Here is a 12,725-nt window from a genome sequence, read left to right on the forward strand (position 1 = left end):
TGTCTCTCCGCTGTCAGGCAGCCTCGACTGGAGGAATGGTGGCGGCGCCGGCCAGGATGGCCTGCTCCACCGGGAACAGGGCCCGAATCCGCTTGAGCGCCTCGAAGTAGCGGGTCGCCCCGACCAGTTCGTCGACAGCGCCAAGTCCGTCCAGCATCTCGCGGTTCTCGCACACAGCACACAGGGCGGCGTGATGCTGCGCGTAGAGCGCCGCGGCGTCGCGGACGTCGGTCGGGTTCATCAGCATGAGCTGGACGATGAAATAGAGCTGCCGCAGCGCCGTGGTGGCGTCGGACGCCTGCATGACCTGCCCTTCGAGCAGGAACATCACGTCGTTGACGAGTTCGACGGAGACCTTGCGGTCCACGCGGAGCACCGCGCCGTTGATGTAGATCCGTTCGCCCGCCCGCAAGGAGATCTTCATTAAAGCGCGTCTCGGATCAGGCGATTGATTTCGATGAGCTGCACCACGTCGTTCGACCTCTGCTCGCGAAGACGGTCGGCTTCCTTGACGACCCACAGGCCAATCGAGATGATGTCGGCGCGCAGCTTGTCCGGCAGCCCGTTTTCCGGGTGCGCGAGATCTTCAATGAAGATCGTCCACAACCGCCGCACATAGAGCAGGCTCTCGACCAGATCCTCGGCGCTGAAGCGACCCTTCTGAATCCGCTCGAGCCGGTCGATTCCGAGAGTGAGCGCCTGCCGCTCGCGGCTTCGCGCCTCATAGCCACTTTCGTCAACGACGGCTTCATAGGCTTCAAACGTCATCAGGACCACTCTTCGCAGGAGACCGAACAACTAGACAAAGGTTACGAGGCTTCCAGGGGCAGCCTTGGCTCAGAGATAATTGATGAGGCTGATCTTCTGGAGCTGCGAGGTGAGCGCCAGGGCGGTCTGGATCTGGGTCTGCAGGGTGTTGACCCGGACCGAGGCTTCGGTCGGGTCGACCTTCTCCATACCGACGATCTGATTGTTCAGAATGTCCTGCTGCGTCTTGAGCTTTTCGGTTGCGGTGGTGATCCGCTGCTGGACCGTGCCGACGCTGCCGCCGAGCGCAGCGAGGTCCGTGATGGCTTCACCGACGAGGCCGATCGCCTTGTCCACGACGACCTGGAACGTCTCCTGGCTCAGGTTTACATTCCCGAGATCGGCCATCATGGTGTAGGCCTCGGCGAGCTTGCGGAAGCCGGCCTCGTTGGCGCTGACGGACGTATCGGCGATCTCGGTCGTCGAGATGCGGCTTTGCATGGTCTGGTCGGTGGCCGATGACCAGTTGGTATTCCAGGCCGGGCTCGCGAACTCGGCATCGAACGTGGTGTCGAGGAAGGTCTGCATCTGGGCCGGGGTAATGGTGCCCACGGCGGGCGAAGACTGCGAGAAGCCGAAGGTTGCGAGAAAATCGGCGTCGACCTGATTCTTGCTGGCCGAGCCGGCGGTATAGGCCGTGATCGGCGCGTTCTGCGTGTTGATGCCCGAGAACAGATACGAGCCGTTGTAGGAGACGTTCAAGGCCCCGATCAGATCCTGGAGATTGGAGGCCGCAGGCGGCAGGATGACCCGCCCGCCGCCGTCGGTGCTGCGGGCCGCGATCAGGTCCTTGAGGAAGTCCGTCGCCGTCTTGCTGAGCTGGGTGATGCGGTTCTGCGTCACGTCCAGGCGTCCCGCGACGAGCCCGTTGGTATCGACGAGCTGATCGGCGAAGCTGAAGTCAGCCCGCAGCGTGAGGTCGCTTCCCGTCGTGGCGCCAAGCTCGAGGCCGACGTCGTAGAAGCGGCCGGTGGTCGCCTCCGTCGATGCCTTGCTCAGCGCAGCCTGGTTGTTCGTGATCGAGGACCTCAAGGACGAGGACAGCATCAAGGTCGAGACGTAGTTCGCGCTCATCATGGCTTAGTTCCCCACGGCAGCCAGCAGGCTCTGCAGCATTTCATCGACGGTCGAAATGATCTTTGACGAAGCCGAATAGGTTCGCTCGACCTGGAGCATCAACGCCATCTCGTCGTCCATGTTGACGCCGTTGACGTTCGACAACGCCGTGATGCTGCGGTTGAGCAGCGTGTTCTGGTACTCGGAGTTGTCGTTGGCGGTCTTGCGCTGGTTCTCGATCCAGCTCGTCGACGACGATGCGAAGTCGATCAGGTTGCCGCTCGGCTTGCCTTGCGTTGTTGGATCGAACGGCTGCGACGCATCCATGCCGTCGATGAGCTGCTGCAGCCGGGTCGAGTAGCCGCCGTTGCCGGCGGTGTTGTATTGGTAGGCGGGGTTGCCGCTGATCGCACCGTCGCGCAGCAGATTCGGGTTGCCGCCCTGGGCCGGATCGACCGATGCGGCGACCGAGATCGTGCCGGCGAGGCCCACCGAGACGGTGGCACTCGCGGGCATGGCTGGCGCGCCGGGATAGATGAACAGACCGGGGACGTCGGGCAGCGCGGCGGCGGTCTGATCGCTTTCCCTGAAAGTGTTGATCAGGCCGCGCGCGATTTCGTCGAGCTGGCTCTGATAGGTGACGGCGTCCTGGTCACGCAGCTGGGCGAGGCCCGCGAGCTTGCCCGATTTCAGGGGCATCACCGAATTGGCCCCGGTCACGGGAACGCCGTCGATGTAGACGGCATTGCCCGTGGTGCCGGCGGTGTAGGCATTCGTCGGCGCAAAGCTGACGGTCCGCGCCGACTTGTCGAACAGCACGACGCCGCTGTCGGCGTAGAGCGCAGCGTCGCCGTTGGGACGGATCGACATCGTGACGCCGACCTCCTGCGACAGCTGCGAGACGATGTTGTCGCGCTGGTCGAGGTAGTCGGTGATGTCGTCGCCGGAGATCGTGCCCTTCACGATCGCGGTGTTCACGGTCTCGAACTGGGAGAGCAACTGGTTGATGTTCTGGACCGACGTCCTCATGTCGGCATCGGCGCCCTCGCGGACCGACTGCACGGTCCGGGTCGCCTGGTTGAGCGCGGTGGCCATGTCCTTGGCGGACGCGACCGCCGCCTGCGCCAGCGTGGTGTTGTCCGGGGCGTTGGCATATTTCTGCAGCGCCTGCTTCAGCGCATTGAGCTGCGCCGTCGGCGATTGATCGAGCTCGGGATCATCCACGGTCGATGCCGCGATCTTCTGGAGACCGTCATAGATCACGCTTTGCTTGGCGGACGCCGAGGTCGCGGTCAGGACGTTGGTGAACAGGCCGCCGCTCGCGGCGCGCTGGATCGCCGCGACATAGACGCCGGCATTTGGCAGGTTGTCCAGCACGGCGATCTTGCGCGAATAGCCGGCAGCGCTCGCACCGGCGATGTTGCGCGAGATCGTCGAGGACTGAATGCCCGACGCCATGAGTGAAGCGCGAGCGGAGTCGAGAGCGGCGGTAAGGGACATGGCTTGCTCTTGCCCGGAATGGGCGCTGAAGAGTTCAGCGCTTCAAGTTGACGACGACGTCGAGCAGGTCGGCACCGGTCTGGAACGATTTCGAGTTCGCGGTGAAGCCGCGTTGGGCCTCGATCATCCCGGTGAGTTCGTCCGCGAGGTCGACGTTGGAGGCTTCCAGGGCGCCGGACTGGATCGTGCCGAGCCCGCCGGTACCGGCATTTCCGGCCTGCGCGTTGCCGGAATTCAGGTTGGTCGAATAGACGTTGCCCGGCTCGGGCGTCAGATTGTCGGGGCTCGCGACGTCGGCGAGCATGATCGTGTAGAGCGTCAACTGCTGCCCGTTCTTGAGGATCGCCGTCACGTGGCCCGCATCGTCGACGTCGACCTTGTCGATGGCCGAGGGAACGCTGCCATTGACGGTCGCCTTGAAGCTGAAGTCGGTTCCGACCTGCGTCATGTTCGACAGGTCCATGGTCAGCGGCGCACCGCCGGGGACGGTCACTGTGAGACCGGTCGGGCTCGCCGCAGCCAGCGCGCCCTTGCCGGCCGCCGTGGTGTCGAAGGTGAAAGTGGTGGCGGCGCCGAGCGAGGTGCCCGTCGCGGAGTCATAGACCTCAATCTGCCAGGTATCCGAGCCGGCAGCCGTCGCCGTGTGGGACATATAGACGTCGAGCGTAACGGCCTGGCCGATATTGTTGTAGGCGACGATCGAACTCTTCGATGAATACGACGCCGGACCCGGCGGACCGGCGATAACAGCCGCTTTCGGATCCAGATTGCCGGTCGTGAGCGTTGCCGCCGTCGACGGCACAGGCACCTGCGGAACCTGGGCAACGTTGACGATCTGCATGCCGGCCAGGCTGTTCTGCGAGAAGTTGGTCACGAGACCGGGCTGTCCCAGAAGATAGTAGCCGGCCGCGTTGACCAGATTGCCCTGACTGTCAGGCACGAAGGAGCCGGCGCGCGTCAGATACTGCTGCGTATTGTTTGCGTTCGACACCACGAAGAAGCCATTGCCCTGAACGGCGAGGTCCGTGCTCGACGTGGTGAACTGCGTATGCCCGGGATCGGTGATGGCGTAGCGGACCGTGGTCTCGACGGCGCCGGAATCGTAATTGCCGGAGCCGCTCTTCAGGATCAGCGAGGAGAACTCCGTGGAAGCCCGCTTGTAGCCGGTCGTGTTGACGTTGGCGATGTTGTCCGAGACCGTCGACAGCTTGTTGGACTGCGCAGACATACCGGAAACGCCGGTGCGCATAACACCATACAGGCTCATGAATTGGGCTCCTTTGGTAGATTGCAGCTACAATGGGGGGTCTTGCTTGCGCGGGGCTGATGATTGGAAGCGATGCACAACTTCATGTTGTCATGTCGTTTTCGGCTGACAGAACGAGCGCGCCTTGTCGGTCCACGCGCCGAACCCGCTCGAGACGAGATGAGCGACGATGTGACAGACGTAGCGCTTCTGCGCCGGCTGGTTGTTGGGACCGGCATTGTAGCGCGCGACAGCCATGGTCCAGCTGCCTTCGCGCTGCTTCAGCTCCTTCAGGAAGCGCGCGGCGTAGTCGACGTTCCTGGCGGGATCGAACATCGCCCGTACCGAAGCGAATTTGTCGCCGTGGTAATAGTGGTTGATCTGCATGCAACCGAGGTCGATGAGCTTGATCCCCTTGCTGCGCATCGTCTCGAAATTCGCGATTGCGTCATCCGTGTCCTTGGCGAACACGGTCTGGCCGTCGGCACCGAGGGCGTAAGGATGGAGCGCGCCGCGCCGACCGGTCTCGGTGAGGCCAACCGCGTAGAGAATGCCGAGCGGAATACCGTGCTGCCGCGCCGCGCGCGCCATCTCGCGCTCGCAGGGACGCGCAATTTCGGCGGCCGCCTGCGCAGCGCTCGCACTAGAGATAAACAGGGCCGCGACGATGATGCGGCGCCACGTCCTGATCATGACGCGTCTCCTGGTTGAACTGGTGCGCCTGCCGGGCCTGCTTCGCGCCGCCGTCGGACTGCCCCGACGACGTGCCGGCACCACCGAACGTGCCCTGCGACTGCGACGAGGGCTGGTGCTGGCCCGAGAGCTGCGGCTGCGATTGGCCGGAGCCGCTCTGGAATCCGTCCAGCGAGCCGTGCTGGACCGGCGCGACGTCGGCGACGTAGCCCGCCGACTGCATGAGATCGCGGATCTGGTCGCGCTGCTGGTCGAGCATTTGGCTCGTGTCCTTGCGCTCGGCCGCAAGCTGGACGGACACTTCGGTGCCGACGAGACGCAGGCGCACGGTGACGTTGCCGAGCGCCGGCGGCTCGAGATTGACGGTCAGGATCTTGAGCGGCTGATCCGGCGCATTGGTCTGGGAAGCTGCAAGGTCCGGCGCCGACGCCGCCGGTGCCGAGGACTCCTTCAGCTCGGCGACGACTGCATTGGCGACCTGTTGCGGGGCGTTGAACTGCGCTGGCGGCAGATGGGTCTCCTGCTGGACCACGGTGACCTTGGTCGTCTCGGGCAGCGCGGCGCGCGCCGAGGCCTTGGCGGCACGCTCGACATTGGCCGTGACCGCCTCGAAGCCCGCTGACCCGGGCATTGCGCTCGAAGCCTCCGTGCCTTGCATCGGTGCCGACTGCGCCGCGCCCATCGCTTGCGAAGCCGCAGCCTGCGAGCGCGCGGCGGTGGGAGCGACACTGGATGGGGCGGTGTCGACCGTCGCCGCCTTCGCCGCGCCTGTGCCGGAAGCCTCGCGCTTCGTCGTGGAGGACCGCTCGTCGCGCGCAGACACCTCCTTATCGGCGGACTGTAGTGGCATCTGCAGCTTCACGGCAGGCGCGGCAACGATCTCCTGCCCGACCACCACGGCAATGCCCGATTGCCCCTGGACGTCTGCTCCGGCGGCTTGATCCACCGGACGTAGTTTTTCCGACGACCTGTCGGCCTTGTTGTCGGAGGGCTCCTCTGTGGCCTCCGCTCCCTCGGACGCCGCGATGCGTTCGCGCACCGTCGCGTCCTTCGGCCTCTCCTGCTCGTTGGAATGAGCCAGACGCGTGCGCAGCGTTCCGGTCTTCGCGGTCGTGTCGCCGGCACCATCGCTCAGTGCCTGCTTCGCGAGATTCGAGACGGTGTGGAGCAGATCGTTGAACGACGAGTTTGCCTGCGATCTGGTTCCGGCGCCCTTTGCGGATCGTGACGTCCCGCGCACGTTGAGGCTCTCGGCGAGACCCGAGAAAAGCTGTCCGGAGGTTCCACTGAGCTTGGTCATGGACGGCGGTCCCTGGTAAGGAGTTCGAGCTCGGCGAGCTGCTTCTGCGCGCGCGCGAGCGTCACGGTCGATGAGGACAGATCGAGCCGCGCCGGCGTTGCCGGAGGCTTGTCGGCGGCCGCAACGGATCCGCCCGCGAACGGCTTGCGGACGTCGAGCGCGAGCTGCACCGTGGCATTCAGAAGGGGGAGGTCGCGCTCGGGGAGCTTCGACCGGTCGAGCGCCTTCAGCTCGGCCAGACCGCCGTCATACTCGTCGGTGAGCACCCGCGAGGCGCCGCGGAAGAAATGGGCCCGCTCGCGATCCGCCGAGGCGTCGGCGCTGAGCGCCAGCGCCCGCTCGCCGGCCAGCCGGGTCACGGCCAGCCGTCCGCGCACCATCGCGGCGCGCGCGATCACGAAATACAGCTTGAGGCGGCTCGTGCGATCGATCTGCTCCAGCAGGGCTGTGATCCGTGCAAAACGGTGCTCGTCGAGCGCCAGGCTCGATTGCGTCAGCCCCGCGGAGAAGCGCTGCCAGAAATCGCCGGCATAGATCGAGTTGCGGTAGTGGCGGATATAGGCCAGCGTCAGAAACTCGAACTTCTCGAAGTCCTCCGCCTGACCCACCAGCAGGATCTCGCGCCGCAGCGCCGCCTCCTCGACGAGCGTGCCGGGCAACAGCAGGCGCGCGTCGTCCAGACGCTCGATCGCGAGCGATGCCTCTGCACGCGCGAACAGCGCGCCCTGGACCAGCGCGACCTGTCCGCCCAGGCCCGAGGGAATCGTCCGCGGCTTGACGTCCTTGAGCAGCTCCCGCGCGTCGTCCTGACGACCCTCGACATAGGCGAGCGCACCATTGAACAGCCGCTCGTCGACGTTCATCCTGTCGCGCGGCAGCTTGCGAACGACCTGCGGCGCACCGCCGCTGAGCAGGTAGATGACCACGGCCTGGCTGTTCTGCGGATTGCTCCACACGGCGGGATCGGCCGCGAGAAACTTCTCGCCGATCTGCCGGATCAGCGCGATGTGGCTGCTGTGCGCGGCGGTGTCGCCGTTGGCGATGCCGTCCTGCACCGCCTGTAGCGCACGAACGAGCTCATAGGGCTCGCCGGACTGGGGCGCAGGCTGGGCAAACGCGCTCGCCGCCATGAACGGCAGCAGCAGCAAGGCGGCGCGGCGCAGCTGCCTGATCAAGGGCGCTTCTCCCGGATCAGGATCTCGATCCGGCGGTTCTGTGCGGCCGCCGGATCGTTCGGAAGCTTCGGCCGCCGGTCGGCGTAACCTTCGATATGCTCGATCCGCCGCGCATCGACGCCGGAGCGAACCAGCATGTAATATGCTATCTGCGCACGAGCGGTCGACAGCCGCCAGTTGTCGTAGGTTTCCGAACGGTATGGTCGATTGTCGGTATGGCCGCGGACGATGATCGTGCCCTGGCGTTTCGTCAGCAGCGGCCCGATCTTGTCGATCACGCGGATCAGCTCGGGCCGCGGCTCGGCCGAGCCGACCGCAAACATGCCGAAGCTCGCATCATCGGTCAGGCTGACCAGGAGACCTTCCTCGACCTGACGCACCTCGGCCGCGGGCCCCGCGCCCGCTTTGATATCCGACAGCGCGTCCGCGATCGCGGACTGAAGCTGCTTGAGGGTCGGCTGCTGCGTTTGCGCCGCATCGCGCGGTTCGGACTCCTTTGCCGTGTCGTTGGGACGCGCCTGGGGGGCGGCATTGGCTTGAACGCCAGATTGAGAGCTGCCCTCGCGCGAGGATTGCGTGGGTGTGGGGCCAGGCGGCAGCAGGGGCGACAGGCTTGCGGACGGGCTATCCGCGTTCGGAGCCACGCTTCCGCCGGCCTCTTCCGCCTTGGCCCGGCGCGCCTGCGGCTCGCCCGGGTTTGGGCCGACTGCACCGTCGCGCGTGGAAGCATTCGGCTTGGGCTCGCTCTCGATGAAACGATCGGCGTCCTTGGAGGCCTGCGGCGCCAGCTTCCAATAGCCGGGATCGAATGGATCGCGGTAGGCGTCGCCGCCCTTGAGGCCGTCCTCTTCGACGGACGTCAGAGCGCCGGCACGCCGCTGCCCCGTGGACTGGTTCGCGCTGTTGGCGATCTCCGCGAGCGTCGCATAGGGATCGCGGAACAGGACCTTCTCCTCGTAGGAGGCCGGCTTCTCGGCCGTCGGAGAGTCACCGCGACGTTCTTCGTTCGGCCCGGCCGGCTGACGCTTGCCGTCCTGGCCTTCGAACGAGGACGGCTCCTTCTTGGACAGATCCTTGAGACCCTTTGGAGCAGGTGCGTTCTCCGCGAGCTTGATCGGGTTGAAATAACTCGCGACCACCTGCTTCTGGTCCTGGTTGAGCGCATTGAGCAGCCACATGACCAGGAAGAACGCCATCATCGCGGTCATGAAGTCCGCATAGGCGATCTTCCAGACGCCGCCGTGATGCGCCTCCTCGGCGAAGGCGCTGCGCCGGCGGACGATCACGATCTCATGCTTGACCTCTTCCATGGCGGACTACCGGCGCGCTTCCTTGAGGCGTTCACTCCAGGCGGAGATCTGCGTCTCGATCACGGTCTGGTCGGCCACGACGCGGACCTCGAAGGTATCGGCGGCCTCGTACGCGATGCCGGTTCGCCTGGAAGCCTCGAGCTGCGTCTTCACGAGGTCGAGCAGCTCGCTCGGGCCGGTGACCTTGAAGACCGGCACCGGTGAACCGCCGGTCAGCACCGCAATCTGCTCGACCAGTGACCCGATTGCCTTGTTACGCACCGCCTCGGTGAGGAACGGCAGCAATATCCGCGCAACGGAGCTTGCGATGTTGCTCTCGATCTCCCGGCAGGCCGCCTCGAAGCCGCCGACGATCGCGACCGCCTGCTGGTCGGACCATTTGGCCCGCTCCTCACCGAGCCGGATCGCACTGCGGACGCGCTCCTCCGCCAACTTGGCCTCGCCCTCCGCGACGCCGGCCGCATGGCCTCGCCGATAGGCATCGTCCAGCAGGTTGGCGGGCGGAGCTTCCGTCGCGGGCGCCGGAGGCGGCGCCTGTAGCTGCGGTTGCGGCTGGGTCTGGGGCCGCGGTTGAGGTTCGCGCCGGGCTTCCTTCGACCTCGTCAGCACGTCCTGGATTTTCGGCGACGGAGGCGGCGACGACTTGACCCGGCCATTCGCGTCGAACTGCGTCAGGAGTTTTCCGATTGCCGCGTTCATGCCGCCTCCTCACGTCGCATCCAGTCTTTAAGGATCGCAGCCGCCTGCATCTGATCGAGCCGGACGATCTGCTCCAGCCGCTTCTGCGGCGTTCGCTGCATCTTGCCTTCGAGGTCTTCGACGAGGTTGAGCTCGGCCTCCTCGCTGTCGGGCAACGCAAGGGCCGCCGCAGCCTCGATTTGGGCGGCCTCAGCCGCCTCGGCCTGCTCCTGCTCCGCGCGATGGGTCAGGATGCCGTTGACCGCGGGCCGAAGCCCGAACCAGACCAGCATCGCAGCAACCGCCAGGATCGTCACTGCATTGATGACGCTGCCGAGCTGCTTGTTGATCATCTCGACGAAGCTGATCGGGGGCACCGGCGCCAGCTCACGCGAGCCCTCGATGAAGTCGACGGCCGTCACCTGGATCTGGTCGCCGCGCGCCTTGTCCAGTCCGCCCGCCGTCGCCGCGAGCTGACTGATCTCTGCAAGCTTGCTGTCGACGATGGCCTGGTTGCTCTTGTCGCCGAGATCGGCGACCAGCCGCGCGCGGTTGACCAGGACGGCGATGAAGAGCTTCTTGACCGAATAGCCGTCGCTTACCGTCGTCGTGGTCTTGGACGAGACCTCGAAATTGGTGACGTCCTCGCGGCGGCTCTTGTCCTCGCTGGAGTTCTTGCCGCCGCCGGCATTCACCTGCTGGTCGGGAAGATTCTGCTGCACCGTGGTCGGCGTCGAGCGGTCGGCGTTCTGCGACGATTCCTTCTCGCGCACGTTCCGGACCGAACGTTCGGCGCGGCTCTCGGGATCATAGACCGTCTCGTTGATCTGCCGCTTGTCGGTGGAGAGCTGCGGTGCAACGCTCACCTCGAAATTGTCGAGGCCGAGATACGGCGTCAGCGCCTTGCGAATGTTCTCCTGCACCATGCCGCCGACCGTCTTCTGAAGGCTCGCCATCTTGGTCGGCGCGGCGCTAGCCTCGTCCTCTTCGGCGAGCAGCATCGATCCGTCGGCGTCCAGCACCGTCACCTTGTCGCGGCTCATGCCGGGGATGGCGGCGGCGACGAGATGACGGATCGACTGCGCCGTGCGCGCCTCGATCGCGCCGTCGGTGCGCAGCACGACCGAGGCCGATGGCGGCTGCTGCGTCGCGCGGAACGAGCCGCGGACCGGCAGCACGATATGCACCCGCGCCGCCTTCACGCCCTTCATCAGTTGTACCGTGCGCGCAATCTCGCCCTCCAGTGCGCGGAGCTTGGTGACCTCCTGCATGAACGACGTCAGGCCGAGCGAGCCGATCTTGTCGAACAGCTCGTAACCGGAGTTGGCGCTGGTCGGCAGCCCCTTCTCGGCGAGCAGCATCCGCGCCTGCATGGTCTGGCTCGGGCGCACCGAGACCGCATCGCCGGCGGTATTGACGTCGAAGGCGATGTTCTGCTCGCGCAGCGCAGCGCCCATGCGCGTCACATCTTCGCGGGTGAGGCCGGTATAGAGCGTCTCGAACTCGGGGCGGCTGAGATAATAGGTACCGCCGACGACGGTGACGAGAACGGCGAAGCCGATCAGTCCCAAGGCCATCAGGCGTCGCGGCCCAAGCTCCAGCAGATTGTTGAGCAGTTGCTGTACCTGCGCACGACTGAGCATATGACCTCGTACCAATGCGAACGTACAGGACACTCAGCTGCCAACCTTGTCTGAAGGTTGCGCGAGGCCGCGAATGTGTCAGTTCGCTGGCGGGGCGTTGCAGTTTTGCAAGAAGCCAGGACGACGCAATCCGTTCGGCGGCCACAAGCCGACGCTCGGGCGCATGGCAGCGCCATCGGCTGCGGCGTATTGCATGAAGTCTGGCGTCGGAAGGTCGATGCCGGCGTGTCGTTCGCCGTCGCATCCGCCGATCATGGCGGGGACCGTGCCCCCTGAGGGAGCACGGTCGTTTCGAAAGCGCCGCTTAGCCGCGGAACAGCGACAGGATGCTCTGGCTGTTCTGGTTGGCGATCGAGAGCGCCTGGACGCCGAGCTGCTGCTGGGTCTGCAGAGCCTGGAGGCGGGTCGATTCCGCGTTCATGTCGGCGTCCACGAGCTGGCCGACACCGCGGTCCACGGAGTCCATCAGGGTCTTCACGAACTCCGAGTTGGTCGAGATGCGGTTCTTGACCGCACCGAGATCAGCAGCGGCCGAGCTCACCGAGTTGATCGCAGCGGTGACCTGCGCGATGTAACCATCGAGCGTGGTCTGGTCAGCCGCCGAGTCGGTCAGCGCGGAGATGTTGATCGTGTCGACGGACGCGCTGCCGCTCACCGTGTCCAGAATGCCGGTCTGCGTGGTGGAGTAGAGCGTGTAGTTGGCGGTCGTCACGGTGATGGAGCCGATGGTGGGCGTGCCGCCGACACGCGAATACGACGATACGAGATTGAAGCTCGTCGGGGTGGTACCGGTCGTCGTGCTCAGCCAGTTGATGCCGTTGAAGGTGGCCGAATTGGCCTTGAGCTTCATATCCTGCTGGATCTGGGTGATGTCGGCCTGGATCTTGGTGCGGTCGATACCCGCGGTCTTGGCTTCGACCAGCAGCGCCTGCAGCTTGGTCAGGCCGGATTCCTTGTCGCCGATCACCGAGGTCAGAGCGGTGTATTCGGTGTCGACGGTCGCGGCCGACAGACCGAGCGAGTCGGAAACGGCGGACAGCGCGGCGTTGTCGGAGCGCATCGACGTCGCGATCGACCAGTAGGCGGCGTTGTCCGAAGCGGTGGCCACGCGCTGGCCGGTGGAGATCCGGTTCTGCGTGGTGGCGAGTTGCGCGCTGACAGACCGCAGGGTCTGGAGCGCGGTCATGGCGGAGGAGTTGGTGAGGAGACTAGAACCCATTTTGATGTCCCTTTGAAGATTGAATCGAGCTTAGGGGACATACCGGGCTTGCACCGGTACGACAGGGCGGCGTCATGCCTTTGGGCTTCCCGCAAAAC

Annotated in this window: 12 protein-coding genes; all 12 read right to left on the reverse strand. The window is 65.3% G+C overall.

Annotated elements, in window-relative coordinates; genetic code table 11:
* Positions 1-13: 13 nt before the first annotated feature.
* The 12 genes from flbT to ACM42_RS29230 all read right to left on the reverse strand — a co-directional run bounded on the left by flbT (position 14) and on the right by ACM42_RS29230 (position 12,627).
* A complete protein-coding gene (gene flbT / locus ACM42_RS29175) occupies positions 14-424 on the reverse strand; it encodes a flagellar biosynthesis repressor FlbT (protein ID WP_271531075.1) in 411 nt (136 codons plus the stop codon).
* Entirely contained in the window at positions 424-768 is a 345-nt protein-coding gene (gene flaF, locus ACM42_RS29180; RefSeq protein WP_199752193.1) for a flagellar biosynthesis regulator FlaF, read from the reverse strand. The genes flbT and flaF overlap by 1 nt, the downstream gene beginning before the upstream one ends.
* Before the next feature lie 69 nt (positions 769-837).
* The gene (locus ACM42_RS29185; RefSeq protein ID WP_271531076.1) at positions 838-1,884 is read right to left on the reverse strand and encodes a flagellar hook-associated family protein; all 1,047 of its coding nucleotides are present in this window, start codon (positions 1,882-1,884) and stop codon (positions 838-840) included.
* A 3-nt stretch (positions 1,885-1,887) separates the two neighbouring features.
* Positions 1,888-3,363 (reverse strand): flagellar hook-associated protein FlgK, encoded by a 1,476-nt coding sequence (flgK, locus tag ACM42_RS29190; RefSeq protein ID WP_271531077.1) that lies wholly within the window; start codon positions 3,361-3,363, stop codon positions 1,888-1,890.
* A gap of 34 nt (positions 3,364-3,397) precedes the next feature.
* On the reverse strand, positions 3,398-4,630 hold the full coding sequence (locus tag ACM42_RS29195; protein ID WP_271531078.1) for a flagellar hook protein FlgE: 1,233 nt from the start codon (positions 4,628-4,630) through the stop codon (positions 3,398-3,400).
* Positions 4,631-4,720: 90 nt separating this feature from the next.
* Positions 4,721-5,302: a transglycosylase SLT domain-containing protein gene (locus ACM42_RS29200; RefSeq protein WP_271531079.1), complete on the reverse strand. Its 582-nt coding sequence runs from the start codon at positions 5,300-5,302 to the stop codon at positions 4,721-4,723.
* Positions 5,253-6,602, reverse strand: a complete 1,350-nt coding sequence (gene fliK / locus ACM42_RS29205; RefSeq protein WP_271531080.1) for a flagellar hook-length control protein FliK — start codon at positions 6,600-6,602, stop codon at positions 5,253-5,255. The genes ACM42_RS29200 and fliK overlap by 50 nt, the downstream gene beginning before the upstream one ends.
* Positions 6,599-7,777, reverse strand: coding sequence for a chemotaxis protein (locus ACM42_RS29210; protein ID WP_271531081.1), 1,179 nt, complete (start codon positions 7,775-7,777; stop codon positions 6,599-6,601). Before ACM42_RS29210 ends, fliK begins: the two co-directional genes overlap by 4 nt.
* Complete coding sequence (locus ACM42_RS29215) at positions 7,774-9,087, reverse strand: MotB family protein (protein WP_271531082.1); 1,314 nt, start codon at positions 9,085-9,087, stop codon at positions 7,774-7,776. The genes ACM42_RS29210 and ACM42_RS29215 overlap by 4 nt, the downstream gene beginning before the upstream one ends.
* Positions 9,088-9,093: 6 nt before the next feature.
* A complete protein-coding gene (locus ACM42_RS29220) occupies positions 9,094-9,786 on the reverse strand; it encodes a hypothetical protein (RefSeq protein WP_271531083.1) in 693 nt (230 codons plus the stop codon).
* Positions 9,783-11,408, reverse strand: a complete 1,626-nt coding sequence (gene fliF, locus ACM42_RS29225; RefSeq protein WP_271531084.1) for a flagellar basal-body MS-ring/collar protein FliF — start codon at positions 11,406-11,408, stop codon at positions 9,783-9,785. The genes ACM42_RS29220 and fliF overlap by 4 nt, the downstream gene beginning before the upstream one ends.
* A gap of 304 nt (positions 11,409-11,712) precedes the next feature.
* Entirely contained in the window at positions 11,713-12,627 is a 915-nt protein-coding gene (locus ACM42_RS29230; RefSeq protein WP_035670210.1) for a flagellin N-terminal helical domain-containing protein, read from the reverse strand.
* Between the last annotated feature and the right edge of the window lie 98 nt (positions 12,628-12,725).

This window comes from Bradyrhizobium sp. CCBAU 25338 (assembly GCF_028128965.1).
Classification (GTDB): domain Bacteria; phylum Pseudomonadota; class Alphaproteobacteria; order Rhizobiales; family Xanthobacteraceae; genus Bradyrhizobium; species Bradyrhizobium liaoningense.